Raw genomic sequence first — 17,215 nt, forward strand, 5'->3', positions numbered from 1 at the left:
ACACCGGATATGAAAATATATAAAATGGGTGGATTTCCTGCTTTCGTTTTAACGCATCCTGTGCGTTTGCAGGAACACCCACCCATCTCTCAGTCTCTATTGATGCTTTTTATCATACTCGGCAAGATATTCTTTAACATACTGTGTATCTGATTTGCAGTCCAGATACTCACAGCCATATTTCTGCCTTGTCTCATTTCCTTTTCCGGTAATCAGGAAAATAGTCTTTCCCTCTGCTTCATCCATCGCTGCTTTGATTGCCTCTCCCCGATCCTCGATCATGGCATACGGACAGTTTTGTGCTTCCACATACTGTGCGATTTCTTTGGAAATCTGCTCTACCGGCTCATATCCCGGATCTTCCGCTGTCAGATAAACCTTTTTCGCATACTGACCAGCTACCGTTCCAAGGTCTCTTCTCCGGATAAATGCTTTCTTTCCTGGGCATCCGAAGATCGATACGATATTATAATCCGGATATTCATCTTTAATTGAAGAGAACAGCTTTTCAAAACTAAGCTTGTTGTGTGCATAATCCACAACAGCGATCAGATTCTTATCTGCACTTCCATAAAGCTCCATACGTCCGCTGGATCTTGCCCTCAAAAGACCGCTGTGCATATACTCCTTCGGGATTTCAAGAAGAATGGATGCCGCAATGACAGCCAGTGCATTTTCCACATTGAAAAGTCCCGGCATCGTCAGACGGAATTCTTCATCAAACAGCTCTGTTTTTACCATAAATACCGTTTCATGTCCGTCTTTCTGGATCTCATAACCATAAACATCCGCTTCCGGATTCTTTGTACTGAACGTCAGCACCTTCTCACAGACCTTTGACTCTTTCAGAATACGGTCTGCAAAATCTGCATCCATGTTCACAACTCCGTAACGTGATTTTCCGAAAATTTTCAGTTTAGACGAAAAATAGTCTTCAAAATCCGGATGCTCGATCGGACTGATATGGTCCTCTGAAATATTCAGAAAAATTCCCACATCAAACTGCATGTTATCGACACGATTGTATTTTAACGCCTGTGAAGATACTTCCATCTCGGCAAATGTAATACCACTTTCTACGGCATGGCGCAGATGCTCCTGCAATTCTACCGACTCCGGCGTAGTAATATGGGATTCTTTCTTGATCACTCCGTCATAAATATCGATTGAAGAAAGGACTGCACTTTCCTTTCCGCCGGTTGCTTCCATATAATCATCCACGATTGCTTTCATATAGTAAGCGGAAGTGGATTTTCCTTTTGTTCCGCCGATTCCGGTGATCGTCAGTTTCTTCCACGGTGCATTATTGAACTTCTCTGCAAGTGGAGGCATCGCCTTACGGATATCGTCTACCAGAAAATATGGAACATCTTCTTTCGTTTCATATTTTACTTCGCTGACATAAGCAATCGCACCTTTTTCGATCGCTGCATCCAGATACTCAGCCTTAAATGCCGCACCTTTGCAAATAAACAATGTTCCTTCCGTCACCTCTCTGGAATCATAGGTCAGATATCCTACGTTTTTTTCTTCTTCCCCATTTGAATAAAATTCTTTCATCATACGCAGGTTCTGTAACAGATTTGCGTACTCCTGTAATGTGTATTTTTCCATCTGGTATTTTTCTCCCTTATATTCTTTCCGGTATTATTCCCGGTACTCTGCGCCGGATCTGATGATGGATTCTCTTACCAGAACATCCATTGCATCCATGCAGTCTGCCGGTACCTGATAATATTCTTTGAATACCGAAATCTCTGTGCATGCAAGAATGACTGCATCACAGCCTTTTGCCTTCAGATCATTATAAGCACGGTCAAATTTGTTCTTGTCTCCCGGCTTTCCTTTTTTGATATCATCATAGATCAGCGACATCACATCTTTCTGGCAGGCTTCTCCAGGAACTACCGGTGTGATTCCAAATTTTTCGCAGGCTCGGTGGTAAGTCTTTGCCTGCATCGTTCCATCTGTTCCCATGATCCCGATCTTCTTCACTTTTGGATGAGCCTCTACTACATATCTGACACTCTCCTCTACCATATTGATGATCGGAACACTTGTAGATTTCTGGATATCTTCCAGGAAATAGTGCGAGGTATTGCACGGAATCGCAATATTTTCCACTCCCAGCATCTCCAGATCTCTTGCGTCCTGTGTGATCGCTTTCAGAAACGGAAGCTTATTTCCTGTAAGGATTGCCTGTGTCCTGTCCGGCATTGTCGCATGACTTAAAATGATCATGTTGATATGCTCCTGATCACTCTCCGCCTTTGTCCTCGCGATCACTCTTGCATAATAAAAACTTGTCGCCTCCGGTCCCATTCCGCCGATAACACCTAATTTTTTCAGCATATCATTCTCCCTGTTTCAGCTTCTCTTAGCTGTAATATTTCTTAAAGTTACCAAACTGTCTGAGATGATTCTTCACCATAGCAAGATAACGTCTTGGTTTAAAATCACCTCTCTTAAATACCGGATTGACCATCTTCTTTTCCTTAAGAAGGCGTCTCATCTTCTCACGGTTTGCTTCTTCTTTAATATATTTGAAAGCAACTGCCTTCGGTACTGTCATCCAGAGATGTTCTTCTTTTGCAAATTCAAGCGGCAGTTCTTTTCCGTAAACATATTCTTCTACTACATATTTTGCAACATTGAATCCAGATCCTGTCACATAATAATTACTTCGTCCCTGGCGGGTGTTGATCTCGAAGAAACGGTATTTGCCATCACGCCTGTCATACTTGATATCAAAGTTGGAGAATCCTACATAGTGCAAATCTTCCAGCAGATTCTTCACCTTCATCATCAGCTCTTCGTTTGGCTCTGTGATGATAACTGCATGATTTCCAAGTCCGTGTGGTGTGTGTTCTTCCAGGAGTACATGTCCCAGACACATCATTTTAACTTTTCCATTCCGGTCAGAATAAGAAGTCAGAACACGCATATATTCATCATTTCCCGGAATCATATCCTGGATAATCAGTTTATCTGTATAACCTGCCCCATAGATATCCCGAATTACTTTTTCCAGTTCTTTTCTGTCCTTGATCGTGTAGATCTTATTCTGGGTTGCAAACGGATGCTCCCAGTAAGAAATACTGTCAGACGGCTTTAAAATTACCGGGTACGGGAAATTCATCTCAAAATCCAGTCCCATGGACTGATCGTAAATAATCGTTCCCGGATAATCTACCCCATGCTTTTCGCACAACTTGTAGAAAGTCTCTTTCTGCTGCAGACTGTTCATCAGATCAAAATCGATATATGGTGCGATAATATTTTTCTCAAGCTCTGCCTTATGCTTACTGATCAGCGCCACATAACTGTCACCACATCCGATGAGCATAATCTTTTTGTCTTTATGCTTTTTTGCAAATCCATTGACTGTCTGAAGAAAATAATCGTCCGTATCAATCTTCGGATTCGGATGATATTCGATGATCTTACTTCCGTAACTCGGTCCTGTTGCAAACTTTCCAAATATATATGTCTTCACCTGATACTGCTCATAAAATGCGCGGGCAACACTGTAAGTATTGATATCTCCACCAAGCAGTACCGGAATAAATTCTCTGTCTTTAAATTCCATTGTTTAAAGAAGCTCCTTTCTATCCCCTTATATTTCTACATATCATCTCATTATACTCCAGGGATTCTTTAGGTGTCAAGGCATGGAAACAGCTCTGAAAGTTTCCCGGGAAATTTTCAGAACTGTTTCTTTTCATATTTCTTCTCTTTTTCTCTCTGCTCCAGAACACTGCCCCGTATCACCGCATCCGCCCCATACTTTCCGCGGATCTCTCCCATTGCCGCACTGAGCTTTTTCAGCTTTTCCATGCTCTTCTTCGGCTTCTCAGATTTCACCTCGAATTGCAGGTCAAACAGGCTTAACTGCTCCGGTTCATCTTCATCCACAAGCTTCGCTGTGCGAACACCAAGCAATCTGATCGGCTCACCGTTCCACAGCTCATCGAACAGACTGCAGGCCGCCTCGTAGATCACCTGATCTGCACCGGATGCTCTGCCAAGCTGCTTCTGGTGAGATACATTCTGAAAATCACTGTAGCGGATTTCCACACTAACCATATTGGCTTTCTGCCCTGCTTTCCTTAGTCTCTTTCCCACACTTTCTGCCAGAGAAAATAGAACCTTTTTTGCATCCTCTGCCTTTTCCACATCTTTTGGAAGTGTGGTGGAATTACCGACACCCTTTGCAGCGGTCTCCTCGGATTGCACCTTTGCATCACCGATTCCATTCGCAAATTCCCACAGCGTTCTCCCATGACTTTTCAAATGGAATTCCAGAAGCTTCGGATCTGTCTGCGCAAGCTCACCAATTGTCCGGATTTCCAGCTTTTCCAGAATCGCCACACTGGACTTTCCTGCCATAAAAAGCTCACTCACCGGGAGCGGCCACATTTTTCCCTTGACCTCTTCCGGGAAAAGAGTGTGGACACGGTTTGGCTTTTCAAAGTCTGATGCCATTTTTGCCAGAAGCTTGTTTGTCGAAATTCCCACATTCACGGTAAACCCAAACTTTTCATAAACCCGGGCTTTGATTTCATACGCAGCCTCCACCGGCGAAGAAAAACGCTGTGCGATTCCGGTAAAATCCATATAGCACTCGTCCACACTGACCTGCTCGATTTCCGGTGTATAGGTTTTCAGGAAATCCATCAGTCTCCGGCTATACTCCCTGTACATCCTGTGATTTGGCGGATCCATGTGAAGATTCGGACACTTACGGAACGCATTTACCACCGGCTCTCCCGTCCGGATGCCGAATTTCTTTGCCGAAGGAGATTTCGCCAATACGATCCCATGGCGTGATTCTCTGTCACCGCCGATGATCGCGGGGATCGTGCGGATGTCCACATCGGCACCATTTTTCAGTTGTTCTACTGCCGTCCAACTAAGGTAGGCTGAATTGACATCTATGTGGAAAATGATGTGTGACATTCCTGCTGTCTCCTCTCTGTAAATAATCGAGCAGGCTGACTCCTGGTCGGTTTGTATACTTTGTACACCATCTTGCTTAACAGCCAGGTGATGGACATTCGGCAAATGCAGATCCTTGTGCAAGCACAAATCTGCACTTGGCTCATCGTATACACAAAAAATACGGAATATGATATTCATTTTATCATATCCCGCATCCATTTTCATTATTTTATCTTTTATTTATCAAGCTTACTGCCGATTTCACTCCATCCACAGTTAAATACATATTGTGCAAATTCTTCCAGCTGCTTCTCATTATATAAACTTAAATCCATCGTTTTCAGCTTGGATTCTACTATTTTTTTGTTGTATCTCAGATCGGATACATATGAACATTCCACTCTCTTTATCATATCATCAAATATATCTCTTTCCATATGTTCCCTCTTTTCTACATAATGTTAATTATGTTGTAATATAAATCGTCCAAACTCAGTCCAACTATATTCTAGTCTGTATTACAAAGACTGTCAACATTAAAAATCGTTGCAAAAATGCAAAATAGTCCTTTCACTTTAATTATGTAAAACATTTATTTTTTCTTTTTTATTTTCATATTTTCGAATCAAAATACCTATATCGAAAACTACAACATAATTAACATTATGTCGTCATTCTACAAGCATTTCTAACATTTCCATGCTCTTTTTCCATTCCATAATTCCATCCGAAGCATAAATCCTTGTCACCTCGATACTGCTGTGTCCCAGAATATCCGCAAGCTGCAACAGATTTCCTGTAACCCTGTAAAAAATTCTTGCAAACATATGTCTGAAATTATGCGGAAATACTTTTTCGGTTTCCACCCCCGCACTTACTGCAAGCTGTTTTAATTCTCTCCATATATTCGACCGGTCTTTTTCATGACCTGATCTCGTTATAAACACATTTCCCTTTTGAATTCTGTTTTTTCTTATATAATACAACAGTCTTTTTCTCAACTGATCCGTTAAAATAACCGGTCTGTATTTTCCTTTATTCCACACCTTCACGATCCCTCTTTGAACACTATCAACTGAAAAATATCTTAGCTCACTGATCCGGATTCCTGTCCCTGCAAGCGTCTCCATAATCATTACAAGCTGTTCCTTTCCCTGCTCTTTTGCTTTCCGCACCAGTTTGATATAATCGGATTTCTGCAGTTCTCTTTCCATCATCTTTGAATTACAGCCCTGTACACGGACTCTGCGGAGCTTCCATTTTCCAAGCCCAACGGCAAGTAAATACTGATTCAGTGCCACAAGCATCGAATTTACACTGCTTACTGCATAATGCTGCACCAGCCACTCCCGGTAAGCAAGCAGAAGTTCCTTATCTATTTCTTCCGCTTCTGCTGCATAGGAATAAAAAGTCGTTACATCTGTCATATATTTCTTCTTTGTTGCCTCCGATGCTTCCCGCTCGATCAAATACTTCATAAAGATTTCTTTTTCAAATTTCATTCCGCTCATAATGTGTCCTCCTAGTTTTTTTTTACTCACATTATTTCACAGATCTGAAATTTTATTAACCAAAAAAGCAGTAGGACAAAAACTTTTTTCATTGTCCTGCTGCTCATATCCGCCTATTTTTCTTAATTGATTTTAATTTGCATGAATCCTATCATAGTAGTACTGGAAATCTGGAAGTGGAATATCCTTCTTTTTAATATTTTTCTGAGGATAAAAAAGTAATTCCACCTCTTTTGGTGGCATCATCTGGAGTTCTTCAATCGGAATTTCTCCCGCATGATAACGTTCCATAATCAAAGATAATGTTCCGGATCCAATCTTATACCGATCCATGCTGGAGCTTCTTAATTTTTATATTATATTGGCTTGAATCCTTTTCCACGCACTTCATTCGATTCCATTGTAACAAGAAACGCTGATGAATCTACTTTCTTTACAGCTTCTTGAATCGTATGCATTTCTTTATTGTTACATGCACACATTAATACTTCTTTTTCACGTCCTGTATAACTTCCTTCTGCCTTAATCAAAGTTGCCCCTCGTTGTGATAGCTCATCAATTTTTGCCGCAATTTGTGGTCCCTTTTCTGTTACAATCAAAGCAAGTTTTCCAGCATCAACGCCATACATTAGCTTATCTACGACAAATGATAGAATATACGTTCCAATTAATCCATAAATAATCTTATCAATGTTTCCATGCATCAGAATTCCACCAATAATTACAATAATAAAATCCATAACAATGATAATTTTTCCTACAGAAATATGTGGCTTTGCCTTGTGTATTGCCATCAAAACAAAATCTGCTCCACCTGTAGAGGTATCTCTCATGTAAATTAATGCATATCCGATTCCTGAGAATACACTCATACAAATACAAGATAACATCATATCACCTTGGTAAATTGGAAACAATGGAACAACCCAGTCCATCAGTATATTAGAAATTAACATTGTCTTTATTGATCTTAAAAAAAATTGTTTTCCCAACAACTTGTAACAAATTAAAATAATTGGAATATTCAAAATTGTCGTCATTGTACCAATTGGAATTTTCCAAAAATAATAAAACACGATTGCAATACCTGATATACCTGCTACCGGAAATCCAGATGCCACTGCAAAATTATAGACTCCAATCGCAATGAAACAACCACCTACAATATCAAGTAAAATATCAATTAAAAATGTCTTTGCCTTTGATTTCAATGTGAATTCCTCCCTATTACGGAATCTTATTTCTTTTGCATCACAATACATTGATATGTTTGCAGTTTTATTGAACCTGTAAGGATTTCATCAGTAATCAAATTTGTATAACATTCATTCAAAACCATCTTCACAGGATGTCTGTTAAAATTCTGAAGAAAATATACATCATCTTTCTGTTCTTTTCCACTTCTTTTTGAAACAGTAACTCCATAAGGCAATGTTTCCGTCAAATTTGCTTCCACATTTGCTTCCTCAATTACATCGCCCAAAAATTCTTTCAAAAATTCCAGATCTGGTTGAACAGCAACATAGTAAGCTTTTCCTTTGCCATACGCATTTTCTGTAATTGCTGGAGTATTTACATTGTAATCTTGCAAGTATGTTCCCAACGGCTTTGCAGTTTGAAGTGTCACAACTTCTCTTAACACACCGGCTTTATATACACCGTCTTTATAGGAGAAAGTATTTGGAAAATATTCATTCCCCACATCAATCTCATCAACTGATAATCCTAGCAATCTCTCATGTGGTCTCTCTCCAATAAAACATAAATCTGTTTCATTTACTACCCCACTCCAATAAGTTGTTACATATATTCCACCTGCTTCCACGTATGCTTCTACTTTATGAATATACTCTTTTTTATGCAAGTACAAGGTCGGAGCAACCACAAGCTGATAATCTAACAACTCTCGATCCATGGAAATTATATCAACTTCAATTCCTTTTTCCCAAAAAACCCGATAATATTTTAAAAGTTCTTCCGTATAATCAAATTTTCTCGATATTGCTTGTGCGTCAGAAAGAGCCCACCAATTTTCCCAATCCATAATAATAGCTACCTTCGCCCTATTACATGTACTTAGTATTTGACTGCTTAGCTTTTCTAGATCTTTGCCAATCCAAGCAACTTCTTGAAAAACTCTATTCTTTTCTGACGCATCATGATCAACAACCGCTCCATGAAACTTTTCACTCGATCCTCTGCTTTTTCTCCATTGAAAATAAAGAACACTATTCGAACCTAACGCAATTGCCTGCATTGAAGATAAGTAATTCATCCCCGGTCTTTTTACATTATTTTCCTCATCCCAATTCACAAGTGATGGTGTTGATTCCATCATCAAAAATGGCTTCTTCTGAAATCCTCTCATCTGGTTATGCATAAAGGCTGCCCACACAGCAATCGGTACTTCATCTTCTTTTGTATGCCAACTCGGATAAGAGTCCCAAGAAATCACATCCAACTCCTTTGCCCATTTATCATAATCCAATGGTGAAAAATACATCATCATGTTTGTTGTAACTGGAAGATCCGAATATGTTTTAACAGCTCGAATCTCTTCTCTACAAAAGTCCTGTAACTGTTCGCTCACAAATCTTTTCCAGTCCAATTTCAAACCGTGTAATTCATCCTCTCCCCTCGGAGAAGGTGAATGAATCTGTTCCCAATCGGTATAAGTATGACTCCAAAACGCACTCCACCATGCATGATTCAATGCATCCAATGTTTTGTATTTTTTTTTCAACCATTTCCGAAATGCTTTTTGACATTCTTCGCAATGACAAGAAGCATCCCTAAAATTTCCTCCGTATTCGTTTGATATATGCCAAAGAATTACTCCTGGATGTTTTCCAAAGCGTTCTGATAATTTCAAATCCAACTTTCTAGTTTTTTCTCTCATAACAGCAGACGTGTAACAAAAATTATGCCTTTTTCCTGGTAAATTCTGTATCCCGTTTTCATCTGTCTGCATTACTTCAGGATATTTTTGAGTCATCCAATTTGGCATTGCACCTGTTGGTGTAGCTAGATTTGTATAGATGCCATTGTCATATAAACGGTTAATAATTTCTTCTAAATAGTCAAACTGATATTTTCCTTCTTCTGGCTCTAAAAATGCCCACGAAAATATTCCTAGTGAAACATTATTTACATGCGCTAATTTCATTAACCGGATATCCTCTTCAAGAATATCCGGTCTATCTAACCATTGTTCAGGATTATAATCTCCACCATGCAGAAGACCTGGCATATTTATTTTTTTATATTCCATTTCTAATCCCTTTCTTTATAGATATCATTTATTATTTTACAGCTCCAGTAATACCTTCTGCAAAACTCTTCTGTAAAATAAAGAATACTAAGGCGGTAGGCAATGTACATATTAAGACTGCCAACATAAGCATTCCATAGTCTGTTACATATCCCTCTGTCAGATTTGCTACAACCATTGGCATTGTCATGCTCTCGGATTGTGTCATGATTACTTTCGGCCACATATAACTATTCCAAGCATTCATAAATGTAATAGTCATAGCCGCTGCATATGTTGATTTCATTGTAGGAATAAACATCTGAAAGAAGATTCTAATTTCCGAAAGTCCATCTAATCTGGCAGCTTCAATAATATCACGAGGAAATGATCTTGCACTCTGCCGAAACATCATGATTAAAAATGGGGTTGATATCGTTGGTAAAATGAATCCCAACGTACTATTTAACATTTTCATTTTTGCAACCATCTGAAACAATGGGACCAATATCGTAATAAATGGAACCATCATCGCAAGAAGAATCACACCCATCACGGCATCTTTTGCTTTATCATGATAAATTTCAAATCCATATCCTGCCAAGGAACATATCACCATCGAAACTATTGTAAGTAATATTGCATATTTAAATGAATTGACCAATGCAGCCCATACATCTTGATTTGCCAGCAGATTTTTCAAGTTTTCTCCCAAATGAGAGCCAAACGATAATACACCTTTTGATACATCCACACTTTTGTTTGTGGATGCACTTACCATCCAGTACAAAGGAAATACTGAAATAAAAGTAACCAAAATCAAGAATGCATACATTCCTATATTTTTCATTTTTTTAATCACGTTTATCACCCACCCTCATTTGTATAAGTGCTAATACTGCAACCAACAGTAATATAAAGAAGGACATCGCTGCTGCATATCCAAAATTCGGCACATACTTAAAACATAAATTATATATGTAATGTGACATAGAGATCGAAGCATTCGCAGGACCTCCATCGGTCAAGTTAATTGATTCATCAAATAACTGTAATGTTCCATTTGTTGACATTATTGCTGTCAACAAGATAGTTGGTTTTAATAATGGAACAGTAATCTTAAAAAATGTCTGTATTGCTGATGCTCCATCAATTTTTGCAGCTTCGTATACTGAATATTCAATGTTTTGCAATCCAGAAAGGAAAAATACCATATTATATCCTGTCCATCTCCACAAAAGAGCCAATATGATAACTATTTTTGCCGCAAATGGTTGTGTCAAAAAATTATATGGTTTATCCAAAATTCCCAAATTCACTAGAACATAATTTACTAATCCATCATTTGCAAACAAAGACCGAAAAATAATTGAGTACGCAACCAATGAAGTTGTACACGGCAAAAAAATCATTGTTCGGAAAAATCCTTTAAACCGTAAGTCTTTTTTATTTAGAATACAAGCTAACACCATCGCTACTACAAGCATAATGGGCACTTGAAGAATGAAATAAAAAAATGTGTTTTTTATTGACTGAATAAATACATCATCTTGAAACATTCTGATGTAATTTGTAAATCCAGCCATCTGCATATTTCTACCTTTCCCCGTCTGAAAAGATAAAACTAACGCTTTAATCATTGGCCAAAAACTAAACACCGCAATCAAAAATGTTGCTGGTGTCAAAAAAGCCCATCCTGTTAAATTATGCTTTTTTTCCAACGTCATTTTTCTTGGTTTGTTAGACACAAAAACTCCTCCTCTCTATCCATAAGGGGGATGGTTCTACATTCCATCCCCTTGTATGATAGGAACCTTTCTTACTGTCCCATATTAAAATTAACAGTATCGTCCGCTTTTTTAAGCTCTTTCTCTAAATCTGCACCATTTGTAATATTTGTTGTCGCAACAGAGATTGCGTCTCTTGCTTCATGGAAATATGGTCCCGTAATAATAGAAGGAACTTTTGTTGAATAGTCAACTATTTTTTCAAACACTGCATCACCAGAGAAAAATTCATTCGGTACTGCATATGCATCAGAATCTCCTGCTGGTGTCCATGTAGCAATTGCTCCACAAGAGAGAATATTATTATATAACTCTGTACTTCCAGCAAATGTAGATGCAAGAAAATCTTCTGCTAACTCTACGTTTCCACAATTCCCTGAGATTGCCCAGGAAGAACCTCCAATATTTGAATAGTTTGTGGCACCCTTTACATTTGTAAGTTTTGGAATATTTGTAATAGCCCATTTTCCTGACTGATCCTCAGCTGTCTGAATTGTTCCCATAATCCAACACCCATTAATCACACCTGCAACTTCACTGTTCAACATTGAGCCAGTGTATTCATCCCAGTTATTTACTTCCTGTAACACACCTGAATCTTTCATTTTACAATATGTATCAATTACCTTCTTCAAAGTGTCATTTTTTGCAATATTCGTTGTTCCATCTTCATTAAACAAAGATGCTCCTGCAGACTGCAACATCATCGTAAGCAAATCACATTCGCCTGCTGTCGTTGTCAATAATGGTTTTCCTGTTTTTTCCAGTACTACTTTGCCTTTTTCAACCCACTCATCCCAAGTAATATCTGTAAAATCTTCTAAAGTCATTCCAGCTTCTTGCAAAATATCTGTACGATAACAAGCAATTGCTGCTCCGTTGTCAAAAGGCACTCCATAGTGTTTTCCATCTACAACAGAAAAATCTGTTTTACCAGGAGCAAATTCTGAAAAATCAATTTTCTTTTCAGAAATTTCTGTAAATACATCTGGATAAGATAATACATTTTTTTGGAATGCCTGGTCTTGCATCAAAAAAATATCTGGCAATGTGCTTAGATCTCCTGATATACCAGCCGTAGTAAGTCTAGACTGTACATCTACATCTCCAACTTCGACAATATCAATTTTCACATCTTGATGATCTTCTTGATAAATTTTTGCAGCTTCTTCCATTGCAAAAATATTAAATGTTTTGTCCCAACACCATACTGTAATTGTATTATCGTCTTTTTTGTCCCCTGAACCTCCGCATGCTGCAATCCCCATTGCCATCGTAGCTATCAATAAAATTGCCACTATTTTTTTTCTCATTCGTTATATTCTCCTTCTACCATGCCCCTTGATACCCTATTGTTACCGCACTATTCCGAGCTCCTGCTTCCATCGAATCTTGAACATTCAATCCATTCAAAATCCCATATAAAAATCCGGCAATAAAACTGTCGCCTGCACCCATTGTATCAACAACTTTACACTCTATGATTCCAAATCGATACCAAGAATTTCCATCATACCCAATGCTTCCATTTTTCCCCAATGTTGCAATAATGACTTTAGGTCCTTTTTGTTGCATTGCTTTCATGAATTCCTTTAATTGTTCCGTACAATTTTCTTTTTCTTTTAAGCCCATGCTATGATATTTCTGTCTAAACTCATTGCGTGATTCCTCGTCAAAAGAGAAGAATGCATATGTCACATATGGAATCGCTTTCTCAACAATTGGATTTGCAAATTTATTGGCAAAATCAAATGCAACTGGAATTTCTTTCGAAATAAGTGGAAGCTCATCTTCAATCATTCCCCAAATTCCTGTAACCGCTAAATCATGTTTCTTTATAAAGGAAATGTCTTGTTCTCTTAGCTTAAAGTCTGCCAAAACACCTTCTTCATATTTTCCAAACACTCTATCTCCGTCTACAATGTCAACATGTGTAACTGCGGTCTTTCCATCCAGCACTTGAATATGAGAAGTATCAACTCCTTTATTTTGAATTGCACTTATCATGATTTTTCCGAATGAATCAGTTCCAACAGCACCTGTATAAGAACTTTCTCCACCTAATCGTTTTATGTATACAGCAACATTCACTGGGTTTCCCCCTGGATAAGATTCATTCAATGAATCATAATAATCAATACAATTATCTCCTATTGCTGCTACTCTTATCTTTCTGTCCATTTTGCCACCTTAATAGTCCAGACATCTGTAATATCTTCTGATTTCCATAGGATGACAATTGACTTTTTCCATATGTACATCAATTCTCTGTGTTACCGCATGCATCACTAAATGTGATATATATCCTCTGTACTCTGGACTAATTCCTTTTAATTCAAATTTCTTGGTATCAATAATATTGTATTTTCCACAAATGCGTGGCAAGAAGTTTGCAACGCGCTCGCTCAATGATCTCTGAGAATCTTCCCCAATAAATACTGTAACTGGTGTATCTTTGTCAATTATTTCTAACATTCCATGGAAAAATTCTGCACTGTGGATAGATTTTGTACGAATCCAATGCTGTTCTTCCCAATAACACATTGCATAAGAATATGTGGCACCATACTGGTTCCCAGCCCCAACAAAATAATGAATTTTGTCGTCCTTATGACGATTTGCAAATTCTTCTCCGAAAGCATCTGCTTCCTTTTCAACTTCCACAAGTGCAGTTGCCAAATACTGATCCAACTCCTTGTATAAATCCTCATATTCTGGAAATTCTCCTGCATTATACATAAATCTATCTGCTACCATATAAAATTTCAATTGTTCATTGGCAGGATATGTAATCACATAGTCTACAAGTTTTGCAAGTTCTGCAGTAGCAACATCAATAAAACCAATCACCCTTGCTCCACTCTTCTGTGCTTTTTTTACTCCATCTACGATTTCAGAAGTTGTTCCTGTAACAGACGAAATAATTACAATAGTTCCTTCTCCAACTTTTTTATTTCCAGTTGTCAAATACTCTGCTGCGTTTTCAACAAAAAATGAAAGTTTTGATTTTTCTTTCATATGAACCTCTGCCTGGAGGCAAGATGCATATGTTCCACCGATACCGAGCCAACAAATATTCTTGTATCCTTCTTTACAAATTCCATCAATCAATTCATTAATTTGATTTCTCAGAGCAAGCGCTCCATTCACACTTTCAATCTGTTTCTGTTCATTAAATTTCAACATAGTGTTTTCCCTTTCCCTTCTTTTATATTGGTGACTATTTTTAAATTTAATATACCACTTTTTTTCATTTTTTCAATATTTCACGCAAAGAATATTAAATATTGTTGTATTTTTATAAATATAAATGCTTTTTTTTATACACAATGCATATATTTCTTTTATTCTGGTATGAAACGCATTTCAAGTTTACTATACCAGTTTTTATATTTATTTTTTATTTATTCATTTCTTTTTTCCTTTCCATTTGCTTTTTAAGAACTGACAACGTATAATTTGATTATAATTTACAAGTAAATTATAATATTAGGAGTTCTTATGAAAAAAAATTTATTAACTTTAGATGTTGCATTATCAAAAGAAATCAAATACATGCTAAAGGAAGAACACTATCTTCCAGGTGACAAACTGCCTTCGGAACGAAAGCTGGCAGAGCTGTTTCATGTACAACGCTTAACTGTTCGTGGAGCCTTGAATCTGTTACTTCAAGATAAAACAATTATCTCAAAACCACGAAGTGGTTATTACGTAGCGCCTAAACGCATTTTACAATCCATTCGTAATTTTTCCTTACATTCAGAGGAAGATAGCGAACAATTAACTTACGAATTATATGATTTCAAAAAAATAGAAGCAGATAACTATCTTGCAAGCGAAATGTTACTTCCTGAAAAATCGAAAATATACAAAATTGTTTGGCTTTATTCAGATGGTACTCAACTAATTTGTATCAATACAACTTATATTCCTGAATATATCTATCCAGATCTCACCCAACAAATTGCTGCTTCTGCTCCTGCAATTGATTTGATTACAAACAATTGTCAAATAACCTTGGCAAAATCGAATCAAAAAGTCACCTTACTTTACGCAGACACAAAGACTGCTCAAATTTTAAATATTCCTGTTGGTAGCCCTTTAATGAAATACAAAGGGCTCATGTATGATAAACAAGGACATCTTGCAGTCTTTTTTGAAAATAATATGCTAATTGATCGTTTTGGTTTTATCAGGGAGGTAGTTTTATGAGCAATGATGATGTATTAGCCGCACAAATAAAATCTAGTATCATTACAAAAATTAAAACACAGGAATATCTTCCTGGGGAGTTGCTTCCTAGCGAACGGGATTTTGCAACAATGTATAGTGTAAGTCGGTATTTGATTCATGACATCTTTGACGAATTAATTAGCCAACATTACTTAATTCGCGTTCACGGAAAGGGAACTTTTGTCCGCAAACCCGAACAAAATCGAGTTGCTTTAGGAGTACTAAATGAATCAAAAAATGCCAGCTTTACCTCTTTAGTTCGTAACTTTGGTATTGAAATTTCCAATAAATGCTTAGGCACAGGTATAATCAAAAACAGAAAATACTTTGCAGATAAACTTGGACTTTCTGAAGAAGATGAAATATACGGTATTCATCGAATTCGTCTTGGAAACAAGGAACCTCTTGCAATTGAGTTTACCTATGTTCCTCTTCATTTTTTTTCAGATATCGATAATTACAATTTTGAGCACATATCGCTTTATGATTATATGAAATCCAAAAATCATTTGCCTGTAAAATTTAATGAGACAATGATGATGGTAGAAGCTGGCGAAAAACTTCAAAAGCACCTTCATCTTCCAAGTGCCACCTCTATCGTCAACTATATTGAATTCATAGGATACGATGAAAATAGTAATTTAGTTGAATATACAGAAAGTTATTCACGCCCTGATAAACTTGAAGTGCGCTTTGTCACAAATGATATCTAAATTCACTTTAATTTTACCATTTAGTATGTGTATGCACCATAAACAAAACAAGATAGAATATACACAAAATAATACTTTTGTTAGGGGCGGGGAAAATTGACCACCTAAAGCCGCTTAGAATTAACCATTTTTAGTCGGATAGAAAAGCTTTTCCTTGAAATTTTCTTCACGCTTGTCATCGAATACAGCAGAAGCATTGTTTAGGGTGTCTTAATTTATGAGACCATTATAGTACTCAATATAACAAAAATAAGGACAGCTTTTTAGAACCTCATTAGTTCAAAAAACTGTCCTTATTTTCCATCCTATCGTTTTTTATCTTTTATGTTTTCTTTTCTGTATTTGTGCGGTGTCATTCCGTAACGTTTCTTAAATTGCCTGAAAAAATAGCTTTGATTCTCATACCCGACACTCCAGGGCTATTTCTTCAATCGAAAGCTTTGTATCGCACAACAGAAGAACCGTCATCTGAAATCTTTTTCTTTGCAGAAGCTCCTGAAAATTGTATCCGGTTTTTTGCTTTATCAGCTTGTATCGCGATTATGTGATTGAAGAAGCCATTTTATTCTCCGGTGCAAGCCCGAGGAGGGACGGCGTCTGCTTCAGTTCACGAATAAACCGATCAGTACAATCAGCACTTTTTTGTGTTTTTCAGGCCAGAACCACTTTCAGACTGCCCTCAAAAAACAGTTTGGTATAACTCCAAACGAATACAGGCGCAAGCGGTCATAAACCGTCCTGCGCCTGATGATGTCACCATGATCGGATTCGATGATCTGC

General features: G+C 37.5%; 17 protein-coding genes and 1 pseudogene. 3 read left to right on the forward strand and 15 right to left on the reverse strand.

What is annotated here, in order from left to right:
- Positions 1-96 precede the first annotated feature (96 nt).
- From PGR14_RS02880 to PGR14_RS02945, 14 genes are all read right to left on the reverse strand, one after another.
- Positions 97-1,614, reverse strand: coding sequence for a Mur ligase family protein (locus tag PGR14_RS02880; protein WP_008370817.1), 1,518 nt, complete (start codon positions 1,612-1,614; stop codon positions 97-99).
- A 33-nt stretch (positions 1,615-1,647) separates the two neighbouring features.
- On the reverse strand, positions 1,648-2,352 hold the full coding sequence (locus PGR14_RS02885) for an aspartate/glutamate racemase family protein (RefSeq protein ID WP_008370818.1): 705 nt from the start codon (positions 2,350-2,352) through the stop codon (positions 1,648-1,650).
- A 25-nt stretch (positions 2,353-2,377) separates the two neighbouring features.
- Positions 2,378-3,589: a carboxylate--amine ligase gene (locus tag PGR14_RS02890; RefSeq protein WP_055297612.1), complete on the reverse strand. Its 1,212-nt coding sequence runs from the start codon at positions 3,587-3,589 to the stop codon at positions 2,378-2,380.
- A 116-nt stretch (positions 3,590-3,705) separates the two neighbouring features.
- On the reverse strand, positions 3,706-4,959 hold the full coding sequence (locus PGR14_RS02895) for a Y-family DNA polymerase (RefSeq protein ID WP_270222957.1): 1,254 nt from the start codon (positions 4,957-4,959) through the stop codon (positions 3,706-3,708).
- A gap of 218 nt (positions 4,960-5,177) precedes the next feature.
- Positions 5,178-5,378 (reverse strand): hypothetical protein, encoded by a 201-nt coding sequence (locus PGR14_RS02900; protein ID WP_270222939.1) that lies wholly within the window; start codon positions 5,376-5,378, stop codon positions 5,178-5,180.
- A gap of 234 nt (positions 5,379-5,612) precedes the next feature.
- Entirely contained in the window at positions 5,613-6,452 is an 840-nt protein-coding gene (locus PGR14_RS02905) for a tyrosine-type recombinase/integrase (RefSeq protein ID WP_022220095.1), read from the reverse strand.
- Between the two features lie 132 nt (positions 6,453-6,584).
- A complete protein-coding gene (locus PGR14_RS02910) occupies positions 6,585-6,785 on the reverse strand; it encodes a hypothetical protein (RefSeq protein ID WP_008370830.1) in 201 nt (66 codons plus the stop codon).
- Positions 6,786-6,808: 23 nt separating this feature from the next.
- Positions 6,809-7,714, reverse strand: a complete 906-nt coding sequence (locus PGR14_RS02915) for a YitT family protein (RefSeq protein WP_270222940.1) — start codon at positions 7,712-7,714, stop codon at positions 6,809-6,811.
- Complete coding sequence (locus tag PGR14_RS02920) at positions 7,690-9,723, reverse strand: beta-galactosidase (protein WP_118198800.1); 2,034 nt, start codon at positions 9,721-9,723, stop codon at positions 7,690-7,692. Before PGR14_RS02920 ends, PGR14_RS02915 begins: the two co-directional genes overlap by 25 nt.
- Positions 9,724-9,754: 31 nt before the next feature.
- Positions 9,755-10,564: a carbohydrate ABC transporter permease gene (locus PGR14_RS02925; RefSeq protein WP_008370839.1), complete on the reverse strand. Its 810-nt coding sequence runs from the start codon at positions 10,562-10,564 to the stop codon at positions 9,755-9,757.
- Positions 10,557-11,450 (reverse strand): carbohydrate ABC transporter permease, encoded by an 894-nt coding sequence (locus PGR14_RS02930; RefSeq protein ID WP_270222941.1) that lies wholly within the window; start codon positions 11,448-11,450, stop codon positions 10,557-10,559. The genes PGR14_RS02925 and PGR14_RS02930 overlap by 8 nt, the downstream gene beginning before the upstream one ends.
- Before the next feature lie 71 nt (positions 11,451-11,521).
- Positions 11,522-12,802 carry an ABC transporter substrate-binding protein gene (locus tag PGR14_RS02935; RefSeq protein WP_270222942.1) on the reverse strand — a complete coding sequence of 427 codons (1,281 nt, stop codon included), beginning with the start codon at positions 12,800-12,802 and terminating at the stop codon, positions 11,522-11,524.
- 16 nt (positions 12,803-12,818) lie between these two features.
- Positions 12,819-13,670 carry a PfkB family carbohydrate kinase gene (locus PGR14_RS02940; protein WP_055246327.1) on the reverse strand — a complete coding sequence of 284 codons (852 nt, stop codon included), beginning with the start codon at positions 13,668-13,670 and terminating at the stop codon, positions 12,819-12,821.
- Positions 13,671-13,679: 9 nt separating this feature from the next.
- Positions 13,680-14,675, reverse strand: coding sequence for an SIS domain-containing protein (locus PGR14_RS02945; RefSeq protein WP_004074321.1), 996 nt, complete (start codon positions 14,673-14,675; stop codon positions 13,680-13,682).
- A gap of 315 nt (positions 14,676-14,990) precedes the next feature.
- Here PGR14_RS02945 and PGR14_RS02950 point away from each other — a divergent pair, with 315 nt between their 5' ends.
- Both PGR14_RS02950 and PGR14_RS02955 read left to right on the forward strand, forming a co-directional pair.
- Positions 14,991-15,701 (forward strand): GntR family transcriptional regulator, encoded by a 711-nt coding sequence (locus PGR14_RS02950; protein WP_008370855.1) that lies wholly within the window; start codon positions 14,991-14,993, stop codon positions 15,699-15,701.
- Positions 15,698-16,435, forward strand: coding sequence for a GntR family transcriptional regulator (locus PGR14_RS02955; RefSeq protein WP_055246324.1), 738 nt, complete (start codon positions 15,698-15,700; stop codon positions 16,433-16,435). The genes PGR14_RS02950 and PGR14_RS02955 overlap by 4 nt, the downstream gene beginning before the upstream one ends.
- Before the next feature lie 305 nt (positions 16,436-16,740).
- Here the strand turns inward: PGR14_RS02955 and PGR14_RS16205 are convergent.
- Positions 16,741-16,812: pseudogene (locus PGR14_RS16205) on the reverse strand (hypothetical protein); the annotation flags it as partial.
- A 187-nt stretch (positions 16,813-16,999) separates the two neighbouring features.
- Between PGR14_RS16205 and PGR14_RS16210 the strand changes: the two are divergent.
- A complete protein-coding gene (locus PGR14_RS16210; protein WP_215686141.1) occupies positions 17,000-17,167 on the forward strand; it encodes a helix-turn-helix domain-containing protein in 168 nt (55 codons plus the stop codon).
- Positions 17,168-17,215 lie beyond the last annotated feature (48 nt).

This window comes from Coprococcus sp. AF99-45 (genome assembly GCF_027663865.1).
Lineage (GTDB): Bacteria > Bacillota > Clostridia > Lachnospirales > Lachnospiraceae > Allocoprococcus > Allocoprococcus comes.

Bases quoted from the DNA above. Each gene is read 5' to 3' on its own strand.
- PGR14_RS02955 (WP_055246324.1), top strand. From the start codon at position 15,698: ATGAGCAATGATGATGTATTAGCCGCACAAATAAAATCTAGTATCATT.
- PGR14_RS02905 (WP_022220095.1), bottom strand. From the start codon at position 6,452: ATGAGCGGAATGAAATTTGAAAAAGAAATCTTTATGAAGTATTTGATC.
- PGR14_RS02885 (WP_008370818.1), bottom strand. From the start codon at position 2,352: ATGCTGAAAAAATTAGGTGTTATCGGCGGAATGGGACCGGAGGCGACA.
- PGR14_RS02915 (WP_270222940.1), bottom strand. From the start codon at position 7,714: ATGTATTGTGATGCAAAAGAAATAAGATTCCGTAATAGGGAGGAATTC.
- PGR14_RS02890 (WP_055297612.1), bottom strand. From the start codon at position 3,589: ATGGAATTTAAAGACAGAGAATTTATTCCGGTACTGCTTGGTGGAGAT.
- PGR14_RS02900 (WP_270222939.1), bottom strand. From the start codon at position 5,378: ATGGAAAGAGATATATTTGATGATATGATAAAGAGAGTGGAATGTTCA.
- PGR14_RS02945 (WP_004074321.1), bottom strand. From the start codon at position 14,675: ATGTTGAAATTTAATGAACAGAAACAGATTGAAAGTGTGAATGGAGCG.
- PGR14_RS02920 (WP_118198800.1), bottom strand. From the start codon at position 9,723: ATGGAATATAAAAAAATAAATATGCCAGGTCTTCTGCATGGTGGAGAT.
- PGR14_RS02880 (WP_008370817.1), bottom strand. From the start codon at position 1,614: ATGGAAAAATACACATTACAGGAGTACGCAAATCTGTTACAGAACCTG.
- PGR14_RS02950 (WP_008370855.1), top strand. From the start codon at position 14,991: ATGAAAAAAAATTTATTAACTTTAGATGTTGCATTATCAAAAGAAATC.
- PGR14_RS02895 (WP_270222957.1), bottom strand. From the start codon at position 4,959: ATGTCACACATCATTTTCCACATAGATGTCAATTCAGCCTACCTTAGT.
- PGR14_RS02935 (WP_270222942.1), bottom strand. From the start codon at position 12,802: ATGAGAAAAAAAATAGTGGCAATTTTATTGATAGCTACGATGGCAATG.
- PGR14_RS02940 (WP_055246327.1), bottom strand. From the start codon at position 13,670: ATGGACAGAAAGATAAGAGTAGCAGCAATAGGAGATAATTGTATTGAT.
- PGR14_RS02910 (WP_008370830.1), bottom strand. From the start codon at position 6,785: ATGGATCGGTATAAGATTGGATCCGGAACATTATCTTTGATTATGGAA.